Origin of the sequence: Mucilaginibacter auburnensis (assembly GCF_002797815.1) — a bacterium.
Classification (GTDB): domain Bacteria; phylum Bacteroidota; class Bacteroidia; order Sphingobacteriales; family Sphingobacteriaceae; genus Mucilaginibacter; species Mucilaginibacter auburnensis.
The window spans coordinates 775,625-801,048 of the sequence record NZ_PGFJ01000002.1; the positions used below are offsets into that span (position 1 = coordinate 775,625).

General features: G+C 42.8%; 24 protein-coding genes. 15 read left to right on the plus strand and 9 right to left on the minus strand.

Annotation, left to right across the window (positions count from 1 at the left end):
• Positions 1-9 precede the first annotated feature (9 nt).
• Positions 10-1,365 carry a Gfo/Idh/MocA family protein gene (locus tag CLV57_RS14045; RefSeq protein ID WP_100342017.1) on the plus strand — a complete coding sequence of 452 codons (1,356 nt, stop codon included), beginning with the start codon at positions 10-12 and terminating at the stop codon, positions 1,363-1,365.
• An 84-nt stretch (positions 1,366-1,449) separates the two neighbouring features.
• Positions 1,450-2,481 (plus strand): DUF6807 domain-containing protein, encoded by a 1,032-nt coding sequence (locus CLV57_RS14050; RefSeq protein ID WP_100342018.1) that lies wholly within the window; start codon positions 1,450-1,452, stop codon positions 2,479-2,481.
• A gap of 184 nt (positions 2,482-2,665) precedes the next feature.
• Here the strand turns inward: CLV57_RS14050 and lpdA are convergent, their stop codons facing one another.
• A complete protein-coding gene (gene lpdA / locus CLV57_RS14055; protein WP_100342019.1) occupies positions 2,666-4,069 on the minus strand; it encodes a dihydrolipoyl dehydrogenase in 1,404 nt (467 codons plus the stop codon).
• A gap of 155 nt (positions 4,070-4,224) precedes the next feature.
• Here lpdA and CLV57_RS14060 point away from each other — a divergent pair, with 155 nt between their 5' ends.
• From CLV57_RS14060 to eno, 6 genes are all read left to right on the plus strand, one after another.
• The gene (locus CLV57_RS14060) at positions 4,225-5,880 is read left to right on the plus strand and encodes a M1 family metallopeptidase (RefSeq protein WP_100342020.1); all 1,656 of its coding nucleotides are present in this window, start codon (positions 4,225-4,227) and stop codon (positions 5,878-5,880) included.
• Between the two features lie 55 nt (positions 5,881-5,935).
• Positions 5,936-6,142, plus strand: a complete 207-nt coding sequence (locus tag CLV57_RS14065) for a hypervirulence associated TUDOR domain-containing protein (protein ID WP_100342857.1) — start codon at positions 5,936-5,938, stop codon at positions 6,140-6,142.
• A 324-nt stretch (positions 6,143-6,466) separates the two neighbouring features.
• A complete protein-coding gene (locus tag CLV57_RS14070) occupies positions 6,467-7,228 on the plus strand; it encodes an ABC transporter ATP-binding protein (RefSeq protein WP_100342021.1) in 762 nt (253 codons plus the stop codon).
• Between the two features lie 71 nt (positions 7,229-7,299).
• A complete protein-coding gene (locus CLV57_RS14075) occupies positions 7,300-8,463 on the plus strand; it encodes an ABC transporter permease (RefSeq protein ID WP_100342022.1) in 1,164 nt (387 codons plus the stop codon).
• 93 nt (positions 8,464-8,556) lie between these two features.
• Positions 8,557-9,285 (plus strand): DUF2490 domain-containing protein, encoded by a 729-nt coding sequence (locus tag CLV57_RS14080; protein ID WP_100342023.1) that lies wholly within the window; start codon positions 8,557-8,559, stop codon positions 9,283-9,285.
• A 125-nt stretch (positions 9,286-9,410) separates the two neighbouring features.
• On the plus strand, positions 9,411-10,709 hold the full coding sequence (gene eno, locus CLV57_RS14085; RefSeq protein WP_100342024.1) for a phosphopyruvate hydratase: 1,299 nt from the start codon (positions 9,411-9,413) through the stop codon (positions 10,707-10,709).
• 59 nt (positions 10,710-10,768) lie between these two features.
• Here eno and CLV57_RS14090 read toward each other — a convergent pair whose 3' ends face one another.
• Positions 10,769-11,044, minus strand: a complete 276-nt coding sequence (locus tag CLV57_RS14090; protein WP_157799166.1) for a hypothetical protein — start codon at positions 11,042-11,044, stop codon at positions 10,769-10,771.
• A gap of 69 nt (positions 11,045-11,113) precedes the next feature.
• Entirely contained in the window at positions 11,114-11,926 is an 813-nt protein-coding gene (locus CLV57_RS14095) for an Fpg/Nei family DNA glycosylase (protein WP_245857078.1), read from the minus strand.
• Positions 11,927-12,065: 139 nt separating this feature from the next.
• Between CLV57_RS14095 and CLV57_RS14100 the strand changes: the two genes are divergently transcribed.
• On the plus strand, positions 12,066-13,379 hold the full coding sequence (locus CLV57_RS14100) for a DEAD/DEAH box helicase (protein ID WP_100342026.1): 1,314 nt from the start codon (positions 12,066-12,068) through the stop codon (positions 13,377-13,379).
• Positions 13,380-13,426: 47 nt separating this feature from the next.
• Positions 13,427-14,119, plus strand: coding sequence for a monofunctional biosynthetic peptidoglycan transglycosylase (gene mtgA, locus CLV57_RS14105; RefSeq protein ID WP_100342027.1), 693 nt, complete (start codon positions 13,427-13,429; stop codon positions 14,117-14,119).
• 47 nt (positions 14,120-14,166) lie between these two features.
• On the opposite strand, the gene CLV57_RS14110 is transcribed toward mtgA, so the two are convergent.
• Positions 14,167-15,141, minus strand: coding sequence for an NAD-dependent epimerase/dehydratase family protein (locus tag CLV57_RS14110; protein WP_100342028.1), 975 nt, complete (start codon positions 15,139-15,141; stop codon positions 14,167-14,169).
• Positions 15,142-15,356: 215 nt separating this feature from the next.
• On the opposite strand from CLV57_RS14110, the gene CLV57_RS14115 reads away from it, so the two are divergent.
• Both CLV57_RS14115 and CLV57_RS14120 read left to right on the plus strand, forming a co-directional pair.
• Positions 15,357-16,538, plus strand: a complete 1,182-nt coding sequence (locus CLV57_RS14115) for a formimidoylglutamase (RefSeq protein ID WP_100342029.1) — start codon at positions 15,357-15,359, stop codon at positions 16,536-16,538.
• Positions 16,539-16,587: 49 nt separating this feature from the next.
• Complete coding sequence (locus CLV57_RS14120; RefSeq protein ID WP_100342030.1) at positions 16,588-17,727, plus strand: TlpA disulfide reductase family protein; 1,140 nt, start codon at positions 16,588-16,590, stop codon at positions 17,725-17,727.
• Positions 17,728-17,771: 44 nt separating this feature from the next.
• Here CLV57_RS14120 and CLV57_RS14125 read toward each other — a convergent pair whose 3' ends face one another.
• Complete coding sequence (locus tag CLV57_RS14125; protein ID WP_100342031.1) at positions 17,772-19,421, minus strand: NAD+ synthase; 1,650 nt, start codon at positions 19,419-19,421, stop codon at positions 17,772-17,774.
• Between the two features lie 66 nt (positions 19,422-19,487).
• Between CLV57_RS14125 and gldB the strand changes: the two genes are divergently transcribed.
• Positions 19,488-20,528 carry a gliding motility lipoprotein GldB gene (gene gldB / locus CLV57_RS14130; protein ID WP_100342032.1) on the plus strand — a complete coding sequence of 347 codons (1,041 nt, stop codon included), beginning with the start codon at positions 19,488-19,490 and terminating at the stop codon, positions 20,526-20,528.
• 57 nt (positions 20,529-20,585) lie between these two features.
• On the opposite strand, the gene CLV57_RS14135 is transcribed toward gldB, so the two are convergent.
• The 4 genes from CLV57_RS14135 to CLV57_RS14150 all read right to left on the minus strand — a co-directional run bounded on the left by CLV57_RS14135 (position 20,586) and on the right by CLV57_RS14150 (position 22,961).
• On the minus strand, positions 20,586-20,771 hold the full coding sequence (locus CLV57_RS14135; protein WP_100342033.1) for a hypothetical protein: 186 nt from the start codon (positions 20,769-20,771) through the stop codon (positions 20,586-20,588).
• Positions 20,772-20,928: 157 nt separating this feature from the next.
• On the minus strand, positions 20,929-21,348 hold the full coding sequence (locus CLV57_RS14140; RefSeq protein ID WP_100342034.1) for an OsmC family protein: 420 nt from the start codon (positions 21,346-21,348) through the stop codon (positions 20,929-20,931).
• A gap of 138 nt (positions 21,349-21,486) precedes the next feature.
• Entirely contained in the window at positions 21,487-22,254 is a 768-nt protein-coding gene (locus CLV57_RS14145) for a hypothetical protein (RefSeq protein WP_100342035.1), read from the minus strand.
• 53 nt (positions 22,255-22,307) lie between these two features.
• Positions 22,308-22,961 carry an HAD family hydrolase gene (locus CLV57_RS14150; protein WP_100342036.1) on the minus strand — a complete coding sequence of 218 codons (654 nt, stop codon included), beginning with the start codon at positions 22,959-22,961 and terminating at the stop codon, positions 22,308-22,310.
• 235 nt (positions 22,962-23,196) lie between these two features.
• On the opposite strand from CLV57_RS14150, the gene CLV57_RS14155 reads away from it, so the two are divergent.
• Both CLV57_RS14155 and CLV57_RS14160 read left to right on the plus strand, forming a co-directional pair.
• Entirely contained in the window at positions 23,197-24,330 is a 1,134-nt protein-coding gene (locus CLV57_RS14155) for a GAF domain-containing protein (protein WP_100342037.1), read from the plus strand.
• Between the two features lie 60 nt (positions 24,331-24,390).
• A complete protein-coding gene (locus tag CLV57_RS14160; protein WP_100342038.1) occupies positions 24,391-25,239 on the plus strand; it encodes a UbiA-like polyprenyltransferase in 849 nt (282 codons plus the stop codon).
• Positions 25,240-25,424: the final 185 nt, after the last annotated feature.

Genomic DNA, 25,424 nt, shown 5'->3' on the forward strand with positions numbered 1-25,424 from the left:
CTTATACAGATGGAAGAATCACGTCGTAAATTTTTGAAGCAGGCATCAATTGCTGCCGGTGGAATGCTGGTGAGCAACACCGCATGGAGCGCAGCCAGTTATAAACGCATAATAGGCGCTAATGACCGCGTGCGCGTAGGCGTTGTAGGCTACTCAGACCGCCATAAAGGCGCACACATGCCTTGTTTTCTGAACCATTACAAGGAACTGAATTTTGATATTGTAGCCGTATCAGACATATGGAACAAACGCCGTGAAGAAGGTGCCGCCACATGGAAACAAAAATTGGGGCATGACATTGTAGCCTGCCGTAACAACGAAGAAATGTACAGCAAAAAACTGGTTGATGCCGTATTTGTAAGCACTGCTGATTTCCAGCACGCTAATCATGCCATTGAAGCGGTAAAAGCGGGATGTGATGTTTATTGTGAGAAACCCTTCGCCGAAAGCATGGCAGACAACCGTGAGGCCCTAAAGGTGATCAAGGCATCTGATCGGATTGTGCAGATAGGCTCACAGCGTCGTAGCGGCACTAATTACCATGCTGCTAATGACTTCATTAAATCAGGCAAGTTCGGCAACATCACCATGGTGGAGCTGGCCTGGAACGTAAACCAGCCTGGCCGCTGGCGCAGACCCGATATTGTAGCCCAATTAAAAGAGGAAGACACCGACTGGAAGAGATTTTTAGGTAACCGTCCCTTTGAGAAATTTGACCCGAGGATATATTTAGAGTACCGCTTGTTCTGGCCATACTCATCAGGCTTACCGGGCCAGTGGATGAGCCACCAGATTGACACGGTACACTGGTTTACCGGCTTGAAGCATCCGCGCAGCGTAACCGCCAACGGTGGTATCTACCAATGGAAAGACGGTCGCCGTAACTGGGATACCATTACCGCGGTATTCGACTACGGTCCTGCTGACGACCTGACAAGCGGCTTCCAGGTATCATTCCAGTCGCGTATGCACAATGGTACGGAGAACCCTACAGAGATCTATTACTCAAACGGTGGCGAGTTAAATCTCGACACTAATAAGATATCGCCTAAAGGCGGCCTAACACAACGCTTTGCAGCGGCTATGGGCATGCAACCGTTCTTGCTGCCTGAGCAAACCCTTGCAAGTACGGAACGTGTTGTGGCAAGCGCCAACACCGGCGGCGATGCGCTAACATCTGCCCACGTGCGCAACTGGATGGAATGCGTACGTAGTCGTAAAACGCCAAACGCACCTGTTGAAGCAGGGTATGCGCATTCTATTGCCAACATCATGACCACCGCTGCTGCACATACAGGCGGCCGCGCAACCTTCGATGAGAAAACGCAGGAGGTAATGGTTAACGGCAAAGTATTTAAGGGTTAGTAAGAAGAATTCTGAATATCAAACGCCGAATATCGAATACTTCACTATTCGGCGTTCGATATTCAGTGTTCATTATTAAAACGTATGAATAAGTTCCTATCTACTACATTGGCGCTGGCTGCCTTTTCTTCCGTAGCCATTGCACAGCAACAGGTTAAGGTTGTACCATCTGCAAAAGACAAAAAGATTGAGGTGCTGATAGGTGGCAAGCCGTTCACCACCTTTTTGTATCCTGATACGCTGGAGAAATCGGTATTGTATCCATTGATCGCTGCTAACGGAACAAAAGTTACCCGCGGCTTTCCGCTTGAACCGCAACCCGGAGACCCTACTGACCACCCGCATCACATTGGACTATGGTTCAATTTTGAGAACTTGAACGGTCTGGATTTCTGGAATAACAGTTACGCTATTCCACCGGCTAAAAAGAACCAATATGGTTGGATACGTACCGATAAGATACTTGAAACCAAAAGCGGCACCACTGGCGTAATTGCCTACCACGCCAACTGGACCAATCAAGCCAAAGAAGTTATACTGGAAGAAACCACACGTTATGAGTTTAGTGGCAATGCCAATCAACGCATCATTGACCGGATAACCACGCTTACCGCGCAACGGGAAGCTAAATTTACAGATGCTAAAGATGGCATGTTGGGCATCCGCCTGGCCCATGCGTTGGAAATACCCAGTAAAACCGACCAAAAGTTTACTGATGATAAGGGCATAGTAACAATTGTTAAAGCCGGTACTGATAAGATACCGAATGGCAACTACTTAACCAGCGCCGGTAAATTGGGCGATGATGCCTGGAGTACCCGTGGCGAGTGGTGCAAGGTATTCGGTAAAATGGGTAACGACTCTATCAGCGTGTCCATCATCGATCATCCTAAGAATATTAACTACCCTACGTTTTGGCATGCGCGTGGCTATGGTTTATTTGCCGCAAACCCCTTAGGCGAAAAGATATTTACCAACGGCAAATCGGCTAAAAACTTAACGCTACAAAAAGGAGAATCGGTAACTTTTAAGTACAGGATTGTGATAACGAATGGCAATACTACACCAGCAGCAAAAGAGTTAAATGCGATTGCTGCGAATTTCGCTAATAAGTAAACACAAATTCTCATCCTGAACGCAGTGAAGGATCTTGTAAAAGCGGCTAACTAAGCGCTCTGTCACCCAAGATTACAAGACCCTTCGCTATCGCTCAGAATGAAAGGAAAATAAGAAAGCCTCTCCAATTAGAGAGGCTTTCCTCGTTTATGAAAATCCCAAATCGAAATTCCGAAATCCGGAATTATATATGTATCGCTCTGTTAGCAGTAGCTGCTAAACATGCTTCGCGCATAGCTTCGGTATAAGTTGGGTGAGCATGGCTCATGCGGGTAACATCCTCAGCACTTGCACGGAACTCCATAGCACAAACAGCCTCGGCAATCATATCAGCCGCACGCGGACCTATCATGTGTACGCCTAAAATCTCGTCGGTATTAGCATCAGCCAGTACTTTAACAAAACCATCCATATCTCCGCTGGCTACTGCCCTGCCGCTTGCACGGAACGGGAATGAACCTGTTTTATATTTAACACCCGCTGCTTTCAATTGCTCTTCGGTTTGGCCAACTGCCGCAACCTCAGGCCAGGTATAAACAACGCCCGGAATCAGGTTATAATTAATGTGTGGTTTTTGGCCCGCAATAGTTTCAGCAACATAAGTACCCTCGTCTTCAGCTTTGTGAGCCAGCATAGCGCCGCGCACAACATCGCCAATAGCATAAACGCCTTTTACGCTGGTTTCCATGTGGTCGTTAACAGTAATTTTTCTGCCGCGTTCTTCAACGGTAATGCCAAGCTTATCTAAACCTAATTTATCAGTATAAGCTACACGGCCAACCGCAACCAGGCAGTAATCGCCTTTCAGTTCTTTCTTTTCGCCTTGCGGAGAATCAAAAGTTACGGTTACTTCTTCGCCTTTAACGGTAGCTCCGGTTACTTTATGACCCAGGTAAAACTCCATGCCTTGTTTAGACAATACTTTTTGTAATTCTTTACCTAAAGCTTTGTCCATGGTTGGGATAATGCCATCCATAAACTCAATTACAGATACTTTGGCACCCAAACGCGCGTAAACCGAACCCAACTCCAAGCCGATAACACCGCCACCTATTAATACAAGGTGTTTAGGTATTTCGGTAAGCGTTAAAGCCTCCGTTGAAGTAATGATGCGTTTTTTGTCTATCTGGATAAAAGGAAGACTTGACGGTTTTGAACCGGTAGCGATGATTACATTCTTGCCGGTTATTTCTTTAGTGCTACCGTCAGCAGCGGTAATAATAATAGTGTTTTTATCTTTAAAAGAACCTACGCCCTGATAAGGATCAATTTTATTCTTTTTGAACAGGAAGGCAATACCGGCAGTGTTCTTTTGAACTACTTCGGTTTTACGCTTCATCATTTGAGCTATGTCAACCTTCAGATCTTTAAGGTTAATGCCATGCGTTTGAAAAGTGTGGGCTGCATTGTGGTAATGTTCAGACGAATCTAACAACGCCTTTGAAGGAATACAACCAACATTTAAACAGGTACCACCGTAGGTAGCATATTTTTCAATAACGGCAGTTTTTAAACCCAGCTGGGCGCAGCGTATAGCGGCCACGTAGCCACCCGGCCCCGAGCCGATTACGATAACATCATATTGCATAGTAGTTTGTTTTGGAGCCCAAAGGTAAGTATTTTGAACATTAGTGATTAGTTAATTGGCGATTAGTTACCATTGTTGTGCAAAATGTTACGATACTATTATACGCCTGTCAAATTATACTAAAATTGTATATTTGGTTTCATTAACTGCTTATTATGAAATTTGTTAAAATCCTCCTTGTCCTGTTAGGGCTTACTCCTGCTTTTGCCCAGGCGCAACTCATGACCACCAAGCAAAAATACACACGGGCAGATACATTGCGCGGTATGCTTACGCCGTTACGCACCTGTTATGATATTAACTATTATCACCTCGATGTTAAGTTTGATATAGCTAAAAAGTACATCAGCGGCAGCAACCAGTTTAAGTTTACAGCTACTGAAGATTTTAACAAACTGCAGTTTGACCTTTTTGATAACCTGAAAGTAGAAAAAGTAGTCTACAAAGGCACCGAAGTGCCTTTTACCCGGGAGTTCAACGCTGTTTTTGTAACCTTTCCGCAAACCATCAAAAAAGGCGCTAAAGATGAATTTACTGTTTACTATTCCGGCAACCCTATTACAGCTAAGAACGCGCCTTGGGATGGCGGCGTAGTTTATACAACAGACTCGTTAGGCAGACCATTTGTTGCCACAGCCTGCCAGGGTTTAGGTGCCAGCGTTTGGTGGCCTAACAAAGACCATCAAGCTGATGAGGTAGACAGCATGCTCATCAGCATCAGCGTTCCAAAAGGCCTAACCAATGTTTCAAACGGTCGTTTACGCAAAACAACCGACCTGAAAGATGGCTATACTAAATTTGACTGGTTTTTGGGTAGTCCAATTAATAATTATGGTGTTGCTGTCAACATTGGCAATTACGCGCACCTAACTGACAGCTACGCCGGCGAAAAAGGCAAATTAAGCATTGATTACTGGGTATTGAATTACAATGCGGTTAAAGCCAAAAAACAGTTTGATGCCAACGTTAAACCCATGCTAAAAGCCTTTGAGCACTGGTTTGGCCCCTACCCATGGTATGAAGATGGTTACAAGTTAGTTGAAACGCCATTTTTAGGTATGGAACATCAAAGCGCGGTGGCGTATGGCAACGCTTATGGAAACGGCTATCTGGGTCAGGATCTTTCAGGCACGGGCTGGGGATTAAAATGGGATTATATTGTGGTGCACGAAAGTGGGCACGAGTGGTTTGGCAATAATATCACATCAAAAGATATTGCAGACATGTGGATACATGAAAGCTTTACTGATTATTCCGAATCGCTGTTTATTGAGCAACAGTATGGCAAACAAGCCGGGCTTGAATACAACTTTGGTTTACGTAAAGGTATTGACAATGATGCGCCCATTGTTGGCCCGTACAACGTTAATAAAGAAGGTTCTGGCGATATGTATCCGAAGGGTTCGGTATTGCTGAGCATGATACGTACCATTATTAATAATGATGCCAAATGGCGCGATATTTTACGCGGATTGAACCAAACTTTTGGCCGGAAAACAGTTACTTATGAAGATATCACCGGCTACATCGCCAAACAATCAGGCATAAATTTATTGCCTGTATTTGACCAATACCTGCATTACAAAAGTTTGCCTATTTTGAATATTGAAAGCATTAACGGTAAGTTATATTGCCGTTGGATAGCCGATGCACAGGGCTTTACAATACCTGTTAAGATAAGGGTTAAAGGAGGCGAGTGGAAATTTGTAAGCCCTACTGCCAGGTTAAAGCCGCTGGAGGTTGCTGGCCTTACCAAGGATAATATAGAAGTAGATACCTTTAATTATTACATAGGTACGCTGATAGAATAAATGGCAACAACTTTGCTTTAACAAAAGAGCTCTGCACATGCAGGGCTCTTTTACTATGAAAAAGGGAGATGAAGTAACCTGGAAATGGGGCAAAGGCAAAGCCGAAGGCGAAATTGTTGAAAAGCATAACAAACCGGTAAGTAAAACAATTAAAGGCAGCAAGATTAAACGCAACGCCAGCAAAGACGAACCCGCCTATGAAATTAAGCAGGAAGATGGCGGAAAGGTAATCAAATCAGAAAGTGAGTTGAAAAAAGCCTGACACCTTATAGCGGTGGTTTAAACCATCGCTATACAAACTATCCTCGGCGGTTTCCTTTCCACATTTACCGACATTTACCCCCCGTTTACCTAAAAACCATGTGTAATGATGCCAATTAGCGCCAATTTTGATTCGTTAATCATCACTTACAACAATGGAAAAATTACTAAGCGCCCCCATTCTTATCATCTTAGTGAAGTTTATTGCGCACGTTGCACTGGCTATTGAGTTAATAGGTCATTTAGTTAAGTAATCACATCAAAAAAATATTAAAAACTATGGCCGCCTCTTGCATCGTAGTTTTTTGTGCAGCACCTTTACAATATGTTAAAACAACCCATCATCACAGTAAAAAACCTGGTAAAAAACTATGGCGATTTTAAGGCTGTGCAGGATATTAGCTTCGAGGTTTTTGAAGGCGAAATTTTTGGCTTGCTTGGCCCTAATGGTGCCGGTAAAACCACTACTCTTGAGATCATAGAAACCCTGCGCGATAAAACATCCGGAACGGTTACAGTTGATGGGTTTGATATTGACACCCAGGCCGGCGAAATTAAAAAACGCATCGGTGTACAGTTGCAGGCTGCCGGTTATTACCCAAGCCTGAACCTGAGTGAACTGATAGTTTTATTTTGCGGATTATACGGCGTAGAAAAATCAGCAGAGGAAATGCTGGCTAAAGTGGCGCTAACCGATAAGGCCAAAGCTAAATACAAAGACCTTTCCGGAGGGCAGAAGCAGCGTTTTTCAATCGCTACTACGCTGATAAACGATCCGCGCATTGTTTTTTTAGATGAGCCTACAACTGGCCTTGACCCGCAGGCGCGCCGTAACCTATGGGACCTGATCAAAGAGATACGTGATAACGGAACCACTGTGGTAATAACCACTCATTATATGGATGAAGCCGAAGTACTATGCGACCGCGTAGCGTTCGTGGACGGTGGTAAAATTATAGGCATTGACACACCCGACCAGTTTATTGATAATCTGGTAGCTACCGGCTTTGAACGCCCAAAACAGGTTAAAGCTGCTAACCTGGAAGATGTATTTATTAACCTTACCGGGAAGGAATGGCGCGGATAAGCCCCCTAGCCCCCTAAAGGGGGAACATTTATAGATTTCGGATTTCACCAATGACTATTGACTAATGACCAATGACTGATAACAACAAACCTTACAGCAATTTAAAAGCTACGCTTGCTATAGCTAAAGCGGCCTTCCGTTCCATAACCCGCAGCCCTTCGGCAGTGGTGTTTAGCCTGGCTTTTCCGCTGATATTTATATTGGTGTTTGGCTTTATCGGCGGAGGTGGTGTAAGTGTTGATGTTGGGGTCGCGCCAAATTCTGACACCTCTAACGTTATTTATAAGGCATTAGCTAAAATGCCTATTGTTAAGTTGTATACAGATCTGAAAGAAGACGATCTTAACGGCAATTTATCCAAAGGTAGTTTAGACGCAGTAATAGATATAAAAGTTCAAAATAAAGGTTGGCAAGTGACTCCCGCTATTACAGATACCAATTTGTTGAGCAAATCACCATTTGTCGTTAACGTTCAATATACCAACGCCTCTTCAAAGGGCAGCATAGTTAAATCTGTGTTAACAAATATCTTAACCGAAGTAAATACAGCCACCTATAAACGCATAACCGGCAACCCACAATTACTAACATACGCAGAAGTTAAAGAAACCACGATAAAAGGCAGAGCATACAAAACCATTGACTTTATTCTACCAGGCCAGTTAGGCTTTTCATTGTTGAGTACAGGCGTTTTTGGTACTGCCTTTGTGTTTTTGAGCTTACGCGTTACGTTGGTCATCAAACGGTTCTTTGCAACGCCAGTGCAACGTTACAGCATTGTATTAGGCGAAGCTATTGCCCGTATATCGTTCTCATTAATTGGCGCGTTGTTCATCATTTTAGTTGGACACTTTGCCTTTGGTTTTACGCTGATACATGGGGCAGTTACGGTAGTTAATATGCTGCTGCTCTCCATATTAGGCATTATTGTTTTTATGGGATTCGGTTTTGTGGTATCAAGTATTGCTAAAAATGAAAGCTCTGTACCCCCAATTGCCAATATCATTACGCTTCCGCAATTTCTTTTATCGGGTACCTTCTTTTCCATTACTGCTTTTCCAACATGGTTACAACCTATAAGCCGTGCTTTACCCTTAACTTATTTAAACGATGCACTACGCAAAGTGGCCTTTGAAGGGGCGGGATTATTTGATGTTGGGCACCAGATCTTAATTATGTTAATATGGGGCGTAGTTGTATATGGTGTAGCCGTTAAGACTTTTAAATGGGAGTAGTGTTAACATAAACTTAACACTCAACAACAAAACCTTAATATTGAGATAATATTAAGAAAATAGATTTGCACTTAAAATTTACACAAATTTAACATGGTAAAGTTTAAGTCGCAGTTAGCGCTCATCATTTTCATCATTTCGGCATGTGCATTTTCTGCAAAGGCACAAAACAACAAAACAGGTATTTTCGGTGTAGCTACAATAACCTTGCCCGGCGATAGTTTAAGCCGTTGGGGCGGTTACATTGAGCTGCAATCGCGCTCCAATAAGTTTTTTAACCAGTTTTTTTATTACGAAACCAAAGGTGGTATCAGCTATGATATTGCCAATAATTACACCGCCTTATTAGGTACCGGCAGGTATGTTACTGATGAGAACGACCTGGGTTTAACACCTAATACCGAGTTCAGGATGTGGGAACAAATGACCGTTAACAGCTTTTTAGACCGTGTTAAGTTTGAACACCGCTACCGTGCCGAGCAGCGCTGGGTAAATGGCATCTATCGTAACCGTTTCCGTTACCGCCTCAACATGGTTATCCCTTTAAACAATAAAAAAGTTGTGCCGGGCACTTTCTTCATCGGCATATTCGACGAGGTGTTCTTTAACAACAAGGCTCCTCATTTTGAGCGGAATCGTTTTTCGGCAGGACTTGGTTATCAGTTTGATAAATCATTCAGCTTACAGTTGGGTTGGTTGAACCAGTATAACTACAACCTGTCAAATGCCGGGGCTAAAAACAACCTTGCTATAAACATTAACTATCGCATACACCGCGATCACGCCAAGTCAAAAGAGCATATCCCAACTTCGGCCGATTAATACCGGTATTAAGCCATTGTTAATATTTAAAGTTTTTGTTCATATTTATAAGAGATTTGTATCTTTGACTTACCAAAGTGTACAGGATACACTTTGAAACTTGTAAATTAATCCTAAATAAGAAAATGAGTTTAATAATTGATGTTCACGCCCGCCAGATACTTGACTCGCGTGGTAATCCTACTATCGAAGTTGATGTGTTAACCGAAAATGGCTTTATGGGTCGTGCTGCTGTGCCATCTGGTGCATCAACCGGTGCACATGAGGCAGTTGAACTTCGCGATGGCGATAAATCAAAATACCTGGGTAAAGGTGTTTTAAAAGCTGTTGATAACGTTAATAACATTATAGCTAAAGAATTGCAGGGCGTTGATGTGTTTGATCAAAACAGCATCGACAAAATAATGATCGATCTTGACGGCACACCTAACAAAGCTAAATTAGGTGCTAACGCTATTTTAGGTGTATCATTAGCTGCGGCTAAAGCTGCTGCTCAGGAAAGCCGCCAGCCTTTATACCGTTACATTGGTGGTGTAAACGCCAACACTTTACCTATACCAATGATGAACATTGTTAACGGTGGTTCACACTCTGATGCGCCTATCGCGTTCCAGGAGTTTATGATCATGCCGGTTGGCGCGCCATCATTCTCTGAGGCTTTACGTTGGGGCGCTGAAGTGTTCCACACTTTGAAAAAAATATTACATGACCGTGGTTTGTCAACCGCTGTTGGCGACGAAGGCGGCTTTGCTCCTACGTTTGGAGGTACTGAAGATGGTGTTGAAACCATTTTGCAGGCTATTGAAAAAGCAGGCTACAAACCGGGAGAAGACATTTGCCTGGCATTTGACTGTGCTGCATCTGAGTTTTACAAAGACGGTAAATACGATTACACTAAATTTGAAGGCGAAAAAGGTGCTATCCGCACCAGCGCTGAGCAAGCAGACTACCTGGCTTCATTAACAGAAAAATACCCTATCATCTCTATTGAAGACGGTATGGCTGAAGATGACTGGGATGGCTGGAAAATGCTTACCGACAAAATTGGCAGCAAAGTACAATTAGTAGGTGATGATTTGTTTGTAACTAACGTTGTACGTTTACAACAAGGTATTGACAATGCTACCGCTAACTCAATCTTAGTAAAAGTAAACCAGATAGGTTCATTAACCGAAACCATCAACGCGGTATCATTAGCGCAAACCAGCAGCTACACATCAGTAATGAGCCACCGTTCTGGCGAAACTGAGGATGCCACTATTGCCGACTTAGCTGTAGCTTTAAACTGTGGTCAGATCAAAACCGGTTCAGCATCACGTTCAGACAGGATCGCTAAATACAACCAGTTACTGCGCATTGAAGAAGAATTAGGCGAGAACGCAAAATTCATCGGCAAAAATTTTAAATACGCTTACAAAAAATAAGGTAAAAGCTGAAAGGCTAAAGGTAAAAGGCTCTCTTGAATAAAGAGAGCCTTTTTATTTTATATCACTCTACCTAATTTCAAACAGGCAAAAACAACAAACATTATAGTACCTAAGGTAAGAATGTAACGCCCTTGTTTGCGAACATCATCAGTGTGGGTAAAAACAATTTCGCCGTTAGGTAGTGTTTTTCTGTGACCAGCCAGATACTGCCCGATAAATATGCCGATCAATCCGCCTAAAACGGCAAATACATAACCCGCAGTGATCAATTTTTTAGTGCGTTCGTCATCAGCGTTTACCTGCTGAATTGCTTCCGGCTTTATCTCTTCCATTTGTTTTGTGTTTGCTAATACAATAGTTGGTTCAAAATACAGCAATATTATTGTATTAACAAATATCAATTACTCAAACAACTCCTGCTCATCTGTATAATATGTCTTGCGCGCGTTAAGCTCCTTTTGATAAATAGTTGCACCTGTTGCAGTTTGCTTTTGCCGCGGCAGGTGCACTTTTAAAAAATCGCGCACCTCACCGCTTATCAGGTCCGGGTTGCTTTTGATTATCTGCTTTTCTGCATCCTCAAGTACTTCTTTGATTGACTTAATAAGTTTAGAAACAACCTCTTCGGGCAGCTTATTGGATATAGAGAACGGTGATATTTTAGCGTCCCAAAGTATCTCGTCTGCATAAGCGTTACCAATGCCGCGTAAAACTTTTTGATCCATCAACACTGTTTTAACCGGCTTTTTGGTCTTAGCTAATTTGCCCATCAGATATTCCTTTTCAACATCCAATGCATCAGGTGCATCTTTCTCTTCAGGGTCAAGCGTTGGCGTTGCGGCTCCCTGAAAATCGGTTATTGCTAATCCCTGCTCCCCTTTAAAATGCAATTCAATAATTGTTGACTTATGCTTGTTCTCTCCATCAAACAACCTGAATTCGCCATGCAGCATCAGGTGCTGGCCCAATACATGTTTATTGTTGAACGCAAAGTGCAGTTCTTTACCTACACGCCTAACATCATGGAGTTTTGCTCCTTCAAGCGCATCTTTTAACTGTTCTATTGACACATTTAACTTTTTAGAATGAGGCACTTCAACTTTTTCAAGGGTTTTACCTTTAAAAAGTTTGTTAAGGTTACGGGCAAAAACTTGCAGATCGGGTAATTCGGGCATGGTGGTGATGTTTAATGAAAGAACGACCAATTTATCCATTGGTTTGAACAATTCCCAACATCCAATCAAAAACCGTATCTTTGCCGCAAATACCCGTTAGTTTAGGGCTTTGAAATTCTACAAATAAGGGAGACTCTTCAATCCGCTATGCAATCGCGTTAGCAAATAAGATACAATAATGTCATTTGAAAATTTAAAACTGATTGAGCCTATACTTAAGGCTTTAAAAACAGAAGGATACACCACGCCCACGCCTATACAGCAACAAGCCATACCCATTATTTTACAACACCGCGACCTGCTGGGCTGCGCTCAGACAGGCACAGGCAAAACTGCTGCCTTTGCTATACCTACCCTGCAATTGCTACATCAGTACAGGCAGCAACACAAGGAACAAAAAAGCATCAAGGCGTTGATACTTACGCCAACCCGCGAATTGGCCATACAAATAGATCAGAGCTTTGCGGCTTACGGTCGCCATACCGGCTTGAAGCATACTGTTATTTTTGGTGGTGTATCGCAAAACCCACAGGTAGATATTCTGCGTAGAGGTGTTGATATATTAACAGCTACGCCTGGCCGTCTTATTGATTTAATGAGTCAGGGTTTTATTAAACTTGACCAGATCAAAATATTAATATTAGATGAAGCCGATCGTATGCTGGATATGGGTTTTGTGAACGATGTTAAAAAAGTAATAGCCAAAGTGCCCGCCAAAAGGCAAACACTTTTCTTTTCGGCCACCATGCCCAAAGAAATTCAAACCCTGGCTGATAGCATTTTAACTAACCCGGAAAAAGTTGAGGTTACCCCGGTATCTTCTACCGCAGACACCATAACACAGGAACTATACTATGTTGAGAAGAATGACAAGCGTTCCCTGTTAGCGCACATCCTGAAAAATAAGGATCTGAAAAGCGTATTGGTTTTTACCCGCACCAAGCACGGTGCCGATAAGGTGGTTAAAGATCTGCACAAACTCAACATAACTGCGGAAGCCATTCACGGTAATAAATCACAAAATGCAAGACAGCGCGCGTTAAATAACTTTAAGGACAAAACCACACGTGTTTTAATTGCGACCGACATTGCCGCGCGTGGTATTGATATTGATGAACTGGCCTACGTTATCAACTACGAGATACCTAACATACCTGAAACCTATGTCCATCGCATTGGCCGTACAGGGCGCGCAGGTGCTAATGGTATGGCCTTATCTTTTTGCGACAGAGAAGAAATTGGCTACATCAAGGATATCCATAAATTAATAGGCAAGCAAATACCTGTTAATGAAGAACATCCCTACCCTATGAGCGCGGCATCACTTGCGTCTCCACTTGCTCCACCGCCTCAAGGTGGTAACAAAGGTGGCAGCAGAGGCAACCCACGTGGTGGCGAGAAACGTGGCAGAGGCTTTGGTAAGGCAGATAAAAAGAAAACCAAAAACCGTGAAGATGGCAACATGGGTGGCAAACCAAGGCGCGCTAAATAATTATTTTGCTTTTATAAACTTATTGGATAAACCGATATTTTAGTTGCATGAAAGGTATTGGCAAACTTGTTTGGCGCTTTGTTAAATTATTTGTTATTGCATTTTTCGCCATTAGCATTTTAGGCGTTATTGCTTACCGTTTTATTAATCCGCCTTTCACCTGGTTGATGATAGGCCGAGGCTTTGAACGCAAAGCTGATGGTAAAGACTGGAAAATTGATAAAGAGTGGCGCGACCTTGATGAGATGTCGCCTTTCATGCCTCGCGCAGCAGTTGCGGCAGAGGATGCAACCTTTTTAAACAACGTTGGCTTTGATTTTAAAGCTATTGAACGCGCAGCCAAAAAAAATCAAAAAGGTAAAAAAGTGGTAGGCGGCAGTACAATTACGCAGCAAACGGCAAAAAACGTGTTTCTGTGGTCGGGGCGCTCATGGCTGCGCAAAGGGCTTGAGGCTTATTTTACCGTATTGATCCAAATTTTCTGGAGCAAAGAGCGGGTAATGGAAGTTTACCTTAACGTAATTGAAATGGGCGACGGTATATACGGAACACAAGCAGCTGCGCAAGTTTATTTCCATAAAGATGCCAAGGACCTTACCCGCTCACAATGCGCGGCTATAGCATCTATATTTCCAAGTCCGCTTAAGTGGTCGCCAACCAACCCGAGTAAATATGTAAGGCACAAACAGTACCTTATTAAGCGTAACATGAAAATAATTGGGCCGTTGGAGTTTGATTGAGCCCCCTAACCCCCTAAAGGGGGAACAATTGATCTCTTACTCCCCCTTTAGGGGGCTGGGGGGCTAAGCCTTTCACATATCTCCCTCACCGTTACACTTATCGGCTTAAATTCAATTCCAATGGCTTGTTTTATTTTCCTGTTATCAAAGTTGCGTACCTGACTTGCAGCCTTGGCGGCTATCTTATCTAAAAACGGAGGTTTGCCGGTTATGGTAGATACCACGCGCGCCAAGCGCCAGCCGGTTTCCATCATCCAGGGTTTAGCGTATAAGGTTGGTGCTGCCACGCCAAAGCAAGAGGCAATTTCGGTAGTTAACTCACGGTAGTTACGGTTTTCCGCGCTAATGATATAACGCTCCCCACTAATTTCGCTCTCCATCAAAGCAATCATGCTTTTAGCAACATCCTGCACATCAACAAAACCGGCAATACCTTCGGTATAAAACTTTAAGCCTTTGCGCACGGCTTCAAATAATTGCCCGCTGCCTTTAGTGCCGGCATTGGGGCCAATTATTAATGAAGGATTAACAATCGCTGCGCTTAACCCTTCGGCAATGCCTCGCCAAACTTCCATTTCGCTTTCCAGTTTTGAGATGGCGTAACCATCGTCTTCAGCGTTTACGTCTAACTGGTGTTCCTCATTGGTTAACTCGCCGGGTTTAGCGTAACCTACCGCGGCAATAGAACTTACATGGATCAACCTCGCATCGTTCAGCAAACAGAGATTTACCACATTGGCGGTACCATTAACGTTAGCGTTGATCATGGGCCTTTTTTCGGCTTGCTTAAGCGACACCCAGGCAGCGCAATGATAAACCTGCCCAACATCTTCAAAAGCATCTTCTAAAGCGGCTATGTCCAACATATCTGCATCTACCCATTCAATAGCTGTATATGGCTGTAAAAGCTGAGGTATTGCAGAACTTGCCCTTTTGGTGCAACGCAGAGCAAGACCCTTTTCGGCTAATTGTTTGGCAACTTCGGCCCCTAAAAAACCAGTAGCACCGGTAACAAGTATCATTATTCTGATATGCAAATGTGTGGATGTGCAAATGTGCGCATTATTTTTGATGTGGGAATATACTGATGTGCAAATGTGCTTATTGATATCAGAATACGTAGATCTGCATGTTACAGTTGAGTGGTCTGTCATGTCTCGTAAAAACTTTCTCGCAGTAAACATCTGCACATTTGCATATCTTCGCATCTGCACATTTACTAAGTTTGCACATACATATGTCTTTGTCCGATTTTTTTTCTCCTATTGATCTCAAAAAAATTCAACCTAAAAACGGTTATTACACCAGCCATTTAGGTAGTAAGATAGAGCATTTTTCTGTTGATTTTCCTGATCTGGAACAAAAGTTTGACCTTGCCATTATTGGCGTGCAGGAAGACAGGAATGCTGTTAATAATTCCGGCTGTGCTTTGGGGCCTGATTATGTTCGCGAAAAACTTTACCTGTTGAACGAAGGCGCTTACAACACCAAAATTGCAGACCTCGGCAACATTATCCATGGTGAAACGGTAATTGATACTTACTTCGCGCTTAAAACGGTGGTAAATGAGCTCATCAAAAAAGACATTCTACCCGTTATAATTGGTGGCGGACAAGACCTTACCTACGCCCAGTATCTCGCTTATGAAACATTAGAACAAAAGGTCGACCTGGTAGTGATCGACCCACGTTTTGACCTGGATGATGATGAACATATTGATTCGATAGAAACAACATCAACATCGTTTTTACAAAAAATATTATTGCACCAGCCTAACTACCTGTTTAACTATAGCAATCTGGGTTATCAAACTTATTATACCAGTCAGGATAGTTTGCGGGTAATGGAGAAACTCTACTTTGATACCCATCGCCTTGGTGAGTTGAGCGGACAAGTTACCGTTACCGAACCTATCATTCGTAATGCTAACATGATCAGTTTTGATATAGGTGCTGTACGCTCGTCTGACGGTGGCGGCAATGCCAATGCGGGCCCTAACGGTTTTTATGGTGAAGAGGCCTGCCAGATCTGTCGCTATGCAGGCATGAACGATAAACTAACCTCGATAGGCTTTTACGAGTTCAATCCGGCCTATGACAACAACGGCCAAACCGCTACCCTACTGGCGCAAATGATATGGTATTTTATTGATGGCTTTTATAACCGTAAGCGCGATTTTCCGCTTAACCCAAAATCGCAGTACCTTATTTACAAAACCAGTTTAAAGCATGACGACCACGAACTGGTGTTTGTAAAAAGCAAAAAGACCGACCGGTGGTGGATGCAGGTACCCTACCCTACAGCCGGCTCGTTAAATGAACGCTTCCATTTGGTACCTTGCCGTTACGAAGATTACCGTACCGCGGTAGACGGCGAAATGCCCGATCTGTGGTGGCGCACATACCAAAAATTATCTTAACAGGCAATTGCAAGAACGTTTGCACGTTATGTACACAAATATTTATTAGATGAAGAAATGGTTATTTGCCCTTGCGGCATTTCCCTTACTGGCCAACGCGCAAAGCGGCGCGGCTAAATTTACCGTTACCGGCAAAATAGGCAGCCTTAATGCGCCTGCCAAAGCATATCTTATTTATAAAGTTGGAGCTAATCAAAACGTAGACTCATCAGCAATTGAGAATGGCGTTTTCAATATTACGGGAGATGTTTTGGAGCCGGAAATGGCGCAACTGGCTATTGATCATAAAGGCGTAGGCCTGCAAAAATTAGGAGATCAACAAAATGTCGATGTGCTGGCCTTCTTCTTATCTAACGAGAACATCAAAATAAACAGCGTTACTGATTCAGTAAAAAATGCCACCGTTAGTGATCTGCTCAATAACGAAAGCAAAGAGCTGAGAGCACAGCTAAGCCAGGTGGAAGATGAAGCAAAAAAGCTACAGGCAGAATTTGCCGCTGCCGGTCCTGACAAGCAAAATTCGCTGGCGTTTAAAAATGCGTTACAGGCTAAAGCGGTTATATTACAGAACCGGCAAAAGCAAATTTTAAAAAGCTTTATTACAGGCCACACCAATAGCTTTTTGAGCATTATTGCGCTGAGCATGTTGGGTAGCCATGCTGGAGATATGGCTGAAATGGAAAACCTTTACAGTTTGCTATCAACCCAATTAAAAAACACACAAACTGCCAAAACTTTTCGGGCGAGTATTGATGTGGCCAAAGCAACTGCCGTTGGCTCCATCGCGCCGGATTTTACACAGAATGATGTTAACGGCAAGCCGGTATCACTGTCCTCTTTCCGTGGAAAATATGTACTGATAGATTTTTGGGCATCGTGGTGCGGACCATGCAGACAAGAGAACCCTAACGTAGTAAAGGCATATAATAAATATAAAGGCAAAAAGTTCACCATTTTGGGTGTGTCATTAGATAAACCTGAAGCACGCAATAGCTGGTTGGCCGCTATAAAGAACGACGGTTTGACCTGGACACAGGTATCCGATCTTAAATATTGGAACAATGAAGTGGCGCAGCTTTACAATATCTCGTCCATACCGGCTAACTTCCTGCTTGACCCACAAGGCCGCATCATAGCCCGCGACTTGCGTGGTGAGGATCTGGATAAGAAACTGGCGGAGGTATTGTAAATGCCCCTCCCAGCCTCCCCTAAAGGGGAGGCTGGGAGAGATTGCTACTGCAAATACTTCCCAACTATAGGCATCCTTCTGCCCATACCAAAAGCTTTAGGCGATACGCGTAAAATTGGTGGCGTTTGATAGCGTTTATGCTCGGCAATATTGATCAATCTTAACGTACGGCGCACTGTGGCCTCGTCATAACCCATTTTAATGATCTCGGCAGATGAGCGGCGCTGCTCTACGTATTCAAAAATAATTTTATCCAATATATCATACTCAGGTAGCGAGTCCGAGTCTTTTTGGCCAGGACGCAGCTCTGCTGATGGCGGTTTAACAATAGAGTTGATCGGGATGATCTCCTTATCCTTATTAACATACCGCGCCAGTTCAAATACCTGCGTTTTGTAAACATCGCCAATAACAGATATACCACCGCACATATCGCCATATAGAGTGCCATAACCTACGGCCGCCTCGCTTTTGTTGGAGGTATTTAGCAATATATAGCCAAACTTATTGCACATAGCCATGAGCAACACAGCACGACTGCGTGATTGTATATTTTCTTCGGCTATGTTAAATGGCAGATCTTTAAACTGCGGGTGCAGGGCTGTTTCGAAAGCATCAGTAATGTGTTCAATGGCGATGGTCTGGCTCATGCAACCCAAATTATCCACCAGATCCTGCGCGTCTTTTAAGGAATGATCGCTGGAAAATTTGGATGGCAGTAATACTGCCATTACATTCTGCGGACCTAAAGCCTCGGCGGCCAAAGCGCATACAACAGCCGAATCAATTCCACCGGATAAACCTAAAATGGCCTGCTTAAAGCCTGACTTTTTAAAGTAATCCTGTATGCCTAATATCAGTGCATCATGTATCTGTGATATATCACTGTCGCGCTCAGCTTTAAGTGTTGTTGGGTGGTCAAAAGTGATAGCTCCGTCTTCACCTAAAGTGTAATAAGCAATGTTTTCGGTGAAGTAAGGCATCTCGTCTACCACTTTACCTGTTTTATCAAATACCAACGAGCCGCCGTCAAATATCAGCTCGGTTTGAGCGCCAACATGGTTAACATAAAATAACGGCAATTTATAGCGACTAATGTTATCCTTTAAAATAGCAATACGCTCCTCGTCGTGATTATAAGCAAAAGGTGACGCCGCGATGTTGATCATTACATCAGGCTGTTGCTCAATCAACTTATCCATAGGACGGGTAACGTACAGCGGATTTTCGATGTCGTTCCACAGGTCCTCGCAAATAGTTAAGGCTATGCGCTTGCCTTTAAAGTCAATACAGTTAAACTGGGTTGATGGTTCAAAATAACGATACTCGTCAAACACATCATAGTTAGGCAGCAAAGCTTTTTCAACCACGGCTTTTACTTCGCCATTCTCAATAAACCAGGCAGCATTGCTCAGGTCTTTTCCCTCAGGCTTTAAGTTAGGAATAGGCAGGCCTATTATGCAGGCTATGTCTTTGCAGGCAGCAGCTACAGTACGGGCAGATTCATCGCACATGGCAATAAATTCGTTCAATTCCAGGAAATCGCGTGCCGGATATCCACTTATACAAAGCTCGGCAAAAACCACCAGATCGGCACCGTTTTGCTTTGCTTCTTCTACTGATTGTATGATTTTGGCGGTATTCGATTCAAAATTACCAACATGATAATTAAGCTGGGCTAAGGCAATTTTCATAAGTAGTATTGATTGTTATTGCACACTAAATGCAAATAATAAACTAATTTTGCTGAAAGTATAAAAATGCCTTTATCCATCAGCAAAATCAAACAAATTTATTTAATTTTTTGCATCGGTATATTGTTTGCCTCATGTGACGACAACAAAGATATCGACGTTAGCAACATACCTGTTGATGTTAAGATTGAACGGTTTGACCGCGATTTCGACGCCATGAGCCGTAAACCTATGCCGCAACAGGCTTATTTGCTGCAACAAAAATATGGCAACTTTTATGCCGACTATGTGCAGCAAATACTGGAAGTTGGCAACGTGCAGGATACCAGCTATTTTAATTTATTAAGGCAGATTTTTGCCGCGCAGGCCTATAAAGATCTAAAGCATGATATTGACGCTGTTTTCCCCGGCAATATGGAAAAACAGAACGAGGAGCTTACCGATGCTTTCCGCCGCATTAAATATTATTATCCTGAAAAAAAATTACCTAAGGTATACGCCTACTTCTCTGGCTTTAAAGCGCAAACTTCTATAGGAGATGGTTATTTCGCAATAGGATTAGATCTATTTTTAGGTGCCGATTCGCGTTTTTATCCGGCATTGCGCGAAACTTTTCCATTCTATCTGTCGCGCAGGTTTACCCCGGATTATATTGCACCACGAGTTGTTGAAGGAATAGCGCGTGAGGATATGTTCCCAGAAAATGATCCTGATAAAACCCTATTATCAAAAATGGTTTACGCCGGCAAAATATTGTACTTTATGGACAAGGTGTTACCCAACGCTGCCGACTCTGTTAAGATAGGTTACACTAACAAACAACTTGACTGGTGCAAGGCAATGGAAAGCAATATTTGGGCTTACTTTTTGGAAGAGAACCTGCTGTATGAAACCGACTACCAACGCTTACAAACCTATCTTAATGAAGCGCCCTTTACGCCGGGCTTAGGTGAGCACAATGATTCGGCACCAAAACTGGGCATTTGGACGGGCTGGCAAATTGTACGTAAATACATGGCCGAACATACAGATGTTACCCTGCAGCAGTTAATGGAAGAGCGAGATGCCCAGAAGATATTGAATGAGGCTAAATATCGCCCTAAATAAAAATAGCGTCCCGATAATTTATCAGGACGCTATTTCTTTATAGCTGATTATATAAACCTACTTTATAATAGCAAATACTGCTTTTAATGCAATACCTGTACCTATCACCAATAGTACGTTAGCAATAGCTGATGCAAATTTAAAATCGAAAAAGCGAAGGTAAACACCCGCTATACCTATAACTATAGCAACTACTAACAACATGTAATGACGTGGTGAATTTGCTTCTTGTGGTGATATCATGATATTGATTTTATTTACTGGCACAAAAATAAAAATGTTTGCCGAATAAACTAATGCGTATTCAAAATTTTATCAATGCTTCAAGTACACAGCACAAAAAAAGCCATGCTGATGCATGGCCTTTGTGTTGTAACCGGCAAAAAGCCTGGGTATATTATTATTGATAGCTAACACCTAAAGTAATAGGCACGCTCAATGCTTTTGATATAATGCAGTTGGCTTTAGCACCTTCGGCAATTTCTTTGAATTGTTCTTCAGAAACACCTTCAATAGCTGAGCCTTTCATTTCAAGATGAATACCAGTAACTGAAAGGGCAACCATATCCAGCTCTAAAATTGCTTCGGTATCCAGATCGCCAGGTGTAAAACCTGCCTGAGTTAAAGCAGCACCAACGGCCATGGTAAAGCAACCTGCATGAGCAGCCGCTAATAATTCTTCAGGATTGGTACCTACACCATCAGCAAAACGGGTTTTAAATGAATATTGTGTATTATTTAAGGTAGTACTTTGAGTAGTAAGCGTACCGGCTCCTTCTTTTAATGTGCCGTTCCAATGGGCTTTTGCTGTTCTTTTCATAATGTTGTGTGTTTAATGTTGTTTGGTAAATTTAGTTATTGAAGATTAAAGTTGGGTTATCAAAGATTGGTTTTACTATTAAATGATAATAAACGGTTAATTAACATGTTGCCGACGTTAATGTTCGACACGGCTTGTTTAAAACTTTATACCCGCTCTTAAAAACACCGCGCTGCCTACTTCAACAGTACCAAAGTAGTCTTTAAACTTTATAAAGTAGCTTGCTTTTGGGTAGATATTTCTCAGCATTCTCTCCGTAGCAGTATCGTCGGCGTAAAAGGTATCATTAACACGGTTGTAGCCAAAGGTTGTGCCCAGGTATCCGCGTATGCCATGTTGAAAGTCGGTATTGTTTTGATTGTGAAACAATACTTCGGTAGTTAAACCCATGCTGAACAGGTTGGTTCTTGGGTCTACATAATAACCTGGCTGATTAACCAAAGTCTGCCTGAAATTGGCATAATCTCCAAACTCATGACTATAAGCAGCTTCCACCCCAATAAAACGAAAATCAACCCTGTCGCTATTTACATAAAAGTTAGCCGAGAAACGCCCGCCTACAGCGCCAAAATATTTGCTGCGAAAGTAGTTGGGTTTACTTTTGTCGTCTTCTCCGTTCTGGTAATCGCCAATAGCGCCAAAAGCGCCATAGGCTACGTTAAAGTTTTGAAAGGTGTGCGCACGGCTCAGGTTAAGCTGCCCGCTTATCAGCACATCATTATAAGTACTTGTGCTGTGCATATTCAAGCCTGCCGATACATAGTTGGCAGTGCTTTCTTTATCAAAAGATGCCGGCTTAGGCATGTATGCAATATCCTGATGGTACAGCGCCGGTGTGTATACCTGCGAGCATGAACTCAACAATAAAACCGCGCCTAAAATAATTACAGGTAGTTGTATTTTCATATGGATAGTAACGAAGTTAAACAGAAAAAAGTCTGTTAGTTAATAGCATACATCTATGTCACCAGCTCATCAAAGAACTCCCCGGTAAAATCGTCTGCAAAATGTATCACATTAGGCAGTTCATCAAATTCATGTTTTTGGTGGGTAGTGGTTAATATAACTGCCTGCATTCCGGCATTCAGCGCGGCTTCGGCGCCTTTAGGTACATCTTCAAAAACCACACAATCAGACGGTTCTACCTCTAACAATTTTGCCAGGCTCAAATACGTTTCGGGATGAGGTTTACTGATGGTAACATCATCAGCACTTACAATGGCCTTAAAGTAGTGACGTATGTTCAAATTATCCAGCACAAAGTCAATATTGAAAGGTATCGCGGCAGATCCAATTCCCATTACAATACCTGCCTTATGCGCTTTTTCTAAAAACTCATGCAAGCCTGGCAAAAGGGCAAGATGCGGCAAAAATTCCTGTTGATAGCGGCGTTCCTTCTCAAAAGATAATTCTTTCATTTCACGTTCAGTGAACCTATCGGCCCCAAACATGCGCACCAATACCTCTGGATTTTTGCCATACATCTGCGCCTTCACTTCATCCCATGTAAAATTGCCGCCAAGATCGTTGTTCATTAAATGCATCCATGCGCGGGTATGAAATTCCATATCATGTATCATGGTGCCGTTTAAGTCGAATAGAAAAGCTCGCATATATTGTTTGTTTGCGGCAAAAGTATTCAATTGAATATGAACTTAGGATGAAAAGAACAGTAAAAACGCCCAAATACTTTCCTTTCGGTTAATTTCTAACTATAGAACAACATTTGTATTTTAATATTTACAGTACAATTGATGTTAAAACACGAACTTTAAAACTGTGCGTGTGTTTTAAACGTACCTTAACATATTTTTACCCGAATAACACACAATACTCAACCGTGAACATATGCACGAGATAGACCGCCTTAACGCCGTAAGCAGGTTTACTACGCTTGAAGCGAGTGTTACCGCTGATCTGAATAATATTATTGATCTGGCAGCGCAAATTTGCAATACACCTGTTGCCCTGGTAACACTGGTTGATGAGCATGTTCAATGGTTTAAAGCGGCTAAGGGTGTGAATATGGAAAGTACCGACCGCAGTATTGCTTTTTGCCACCATACCATACAGCAGTCCGGAGTTATGGAAATTCCCAACATGTTGGCCGATGAGCGTTTTATTGGTAATCCATTGGTAACAGAAGCGCCTAATGTGAGGTTTTATGCCGGTGCAACCCTTACCACCAACGACGGGCAAAACATAGGTACACTATGCGTAGTGGATATGGAAGCGCGCCAGCTCAATGACATGCAACGAACCGCGTTAAAAACGCTGTCAAAACAGGTGATGCACTTAATGGAAGCCAGCTGGACCATGCGGATGCTGCAAGAACGCCATGAACAAACAGAACTGCAAAAGAAGATCATAGAAGAATCTGAATTGAAATTGCGCGCTGTTTTTGACAGTTCAAAAGACACGCACATGCTGATAGACAAAAAAATGGAGATATTGGCTTTTAATAAAGCCGCTAATGATTTTTTTGTTCAGCACACAGGTAAGCCGCTTCAAGCCGGGGAACACGTTAACCAAATTGTAAGCGCCAGAACCTTTGCAGAACTCCTTCCCTATTTTGAAAAGGCATTTAATGGCGGTACGATCAAAATTGAATGGAAGATTGCAAATGCAGCGATTGAAAGCTGGCGGGAAATTGAATTTACGCCAATTAACGGTGCTAACGGAGATGTTATTGGCGTAGCAGCCAACTCTACTGACATTACAGAACGTAAATTGCAGGAAGACCAGATCAACATACAGAACGCTGCCCTAACACGCATAGCCATCATACAATCACACGAGTTGCGCCGACCGGTTGCCTCTCTGTTAGGCATAATGGCTTTACTAAAACTGGAGCAAGCCAAAGCAGAGAATGAGTATATGGAAATGCTGGAGTATACGGTTAAAGAGCTGGATGAAAAGATCAGGGAGATAGTAAAAGACTCAGAGAATACGATTAATAACTTCCTATCTGTTGTGGCATAAGCCTGACGTCATTTATATAAAGTTTTGGTTACTTTTGCAGCGCTAAATTGCACTGTTTAAATGAAGAAATATCTATCTCTGGTAACCTTCTCGCACACCATATTTGCTATGCCTTTTGCCTTTATAGGCTTTTTTCTGGCAGTAACTACAACCAACCATCCCTTTGTGTGGCAAAAACTGGTTATGATGGTGCTTTGTATGGTGTTTGCCCGCAACTCGGCAATGGCCTTTAACCGCTGGCTGGACAGGGATATTGATGCCCAAAACCCCCGCACCAAAGTGCGCGATATTCCGGCGGGACGCATTACTCCGGCTTCGGCACTTACTTTTACCCTTATTAATTGCGCTTTATTTATTGCCACTACCTGGTTTATTAATCGGTTGTGTTTTTATTTATCGCCGGTGGCTTTACTGGTGGTTTTAGGTTACAGCGCTACCAAACGCTTTACTGCTTTGTGCCATTTGGTACTGGGCCTGGGGCTTTCCCTCGCTCCTATCGGCGCTTATCTGGTGGTAACTGGTGAGTTTGCTTTGTTACCCATATTTTTCTCGTTGGCAGTACTTTGCTGGGTAAGTGGTTTTGATATTATTTATGCCCTGCAAGATGAAGACTTTGATCGCAGCCAGCACCTGCATTCTATACCGGCCTATCTGGGTAAGGTAAATGCGTTGAGGCTGTCAACATTTTTACATGTGCTATCGGCTTTGTTTATTGTGATGCCTGTGTTCTATACAAACGTTGGCGTTTTATACTATATCGGCATTGTATTTTTCTGCGCTATGCTCATTTATCAGCATTTGTTGGTTAAACCTAATGATCTGAGCCGGGTAAACTTTGCTTTCATGACCACCAACGGCATTGCCAGCGTGGTGTTCGCGGTGTTGTTTTTGTTGGATAGGATGTTTTGATAGTCCGAAGTCCGCGGAAGTCGGGAAGTCCGAAAGACAATTGCTTGACCGACTTCAGACAGTCCAACTTAAGTACTTCTTTCGGACTTTCGGACTTTCGGACTTCCCGACGTGCGGACTACCTGCAAAATACAGTCAATTCCTGATAAAATACCGAAAGAAATAGGCCTCATATTTATATTGTT

Bases quoted from the DNA above. Each gene is read 5' to 3' on its own strand.
- CLV57_RS14075 (WP_100342022.1), top strand. From the start codon at position 7,300: ATGACTGATAACAACAAACCTTACAGCAATTTAAAAGCTACGCTTGCT.
- CLV57_RS14110 (WP_100342028.1), bottom strand. From the start codon at position 15,141: ATGATACTTGTTACCGGTGCTACTGGTTTTTTAGGGGCCGAAGTTGCC.
- gldB (WP_100342032.1), top strand. From the start codon at position 19,488: ATGCCTTTATCCATCAGCAAAATCAAACAAATTTATTTAATTTTTTGC.
- CLV57_RS14100 (WP_100342026.1), top strand. From the start codon at position 12,066: ATGTCATTTGAAAATTTAAAACTGATTGAGCCTATACTTAAGGCTTTA.
- CLV57_RS14080 (WP_100342023.1), top strand. From the start codon at position 8,557: ATGGTAAAGTTTAAGTCGCAGTTAGCGCTCATCATTTTCATCATTTCG.
- CLV57_RS14125 (WP_100342031.1), bottom strand. From the start codon at position 19,421: ATGAAAATTGCCTTAGCCCAGCTTAATTATCATGTTGGTAATTTTGAA.
- CLV57_RS14050 (WP_100342018.1), top strand. From the start codon at position 1,450: ATGAATAAGTTCCTATCTACTACATTGGCGCTGGCTGCCTTTTCTTCC.
- CLV57_RS14060 (WP_100342020.1), top strand. From the start codon at position 4,225: ATGAAATTTGTTAAAATCCTCCTTGTCCTGTTAGGGCTTACTCCTGCT.
- CLV57_RS14065 (WP_100342857.1), top strand. From the start codon at position 5,936: ATGAAAAAGGGAGATGAAGTAACCTGGAAATGGGGCAAAGGCAAAGCC.
- CLV57_RS14140 (WP_100342034.1), bottom strand. From the start codon at position 21,348: ATGAAAAGAACAGCAAAAGCCCATTGGAACGGCACATTAAAAGAAGGA.
- CLV57_RS14070 (WP_100342021.1), top strand. From the start codon at position 6,467: ATGTTAAAACAACCCATCATCACAGTAAAAAACCTGGTAAAAAACTAT.
- CLV57_RS14135 (WP_100342033.1), bottom strand. From the start codon at position 20,771: ATGATATCACCACAAGAAGCAAATTCACCACGTCATTACATGTTGTTA.
- CLV57_RS14150 (WP_100342036.1), bottom strand. From the start codon at position 22,961: ATGCGAGCTTTTCTATTCGACTTAAACGGCACCATGATACATGATATG.
- mtgA (WP_100342027.1), top strand. From the start codon at position 13,427: ATGAAAGGTATTGGCAAACTTGTTTGGCGCTTTGTTAAATTATTTGTT.
- CLV57_RS14145 (WP_100342035.1), bottom strand. From the start codon at position 22,254: ATGAAAATACAACTACCTGTAATTATTTTAGGCGCGGTTTTATTGTTG.
- CLV57_RS14090 (WP_157799166.1), bottom strand. From the start codon at position 11,044: ATGGAAGAGATAAAGCCGGAAGCAATTCAGCAGGTAAACGCTGATGAC.
- CLV57_RS14115 (WP_100342029.1), top strand. From the start codon at position 15,357: ATGTCTTTGTCCGATTTTTTTTCTCCTATTGATCTCAAAAAAATTCAA.
- lpdA (WP_100342019.1), bottom strand. From the start codon at position 4,069: ATGCAATATGATGTTATCGTAATCGGCTCGGGGCCGGGTGGCTACGTG.
- CLV57_RS14095 (WP_245857078.1), bottom strand. From the start codon at position 11,926: ATGGATAAATTGGTCGTTCTTTCATTAAACATCACCACCATGCCCGAA.
- CLV57_RS14120 (WP_100342030.1), top strand. From the start codon at position 16,588: ATGAAGAAATGGTTATTTGCCCTTGCGGCATTTCCCTTACTGGCCAAC.
- CLV57_RS14045 (WP_100342017.1), top strand. From the start codon at position 10: ATGGAAGAATCACGTCGTAAATTTTTGAAGCAGGCATCAATTGCTGCC.
- eno (WP_100342024.1), top strand. From the start codon at position 9,411: ATGAGTTTAATAATTGATGTTCACGCCCGCCAGATACTTGACTCGCGT.
- CLV57_RS14155 (WP_100342037.1), top strand. From the start codon at position 23,197: ATGCACGAGATAGACCGCCTTAACGCCGTAAGCAGGTTTACTACGCTT.
- CLV57_RS14160 (WP_100342038.1), top strand. From the start codon at position 24,391: ATGAAGAAATATCTATCTCTGGTAACCTTCTCGCACACCATATTTGCT.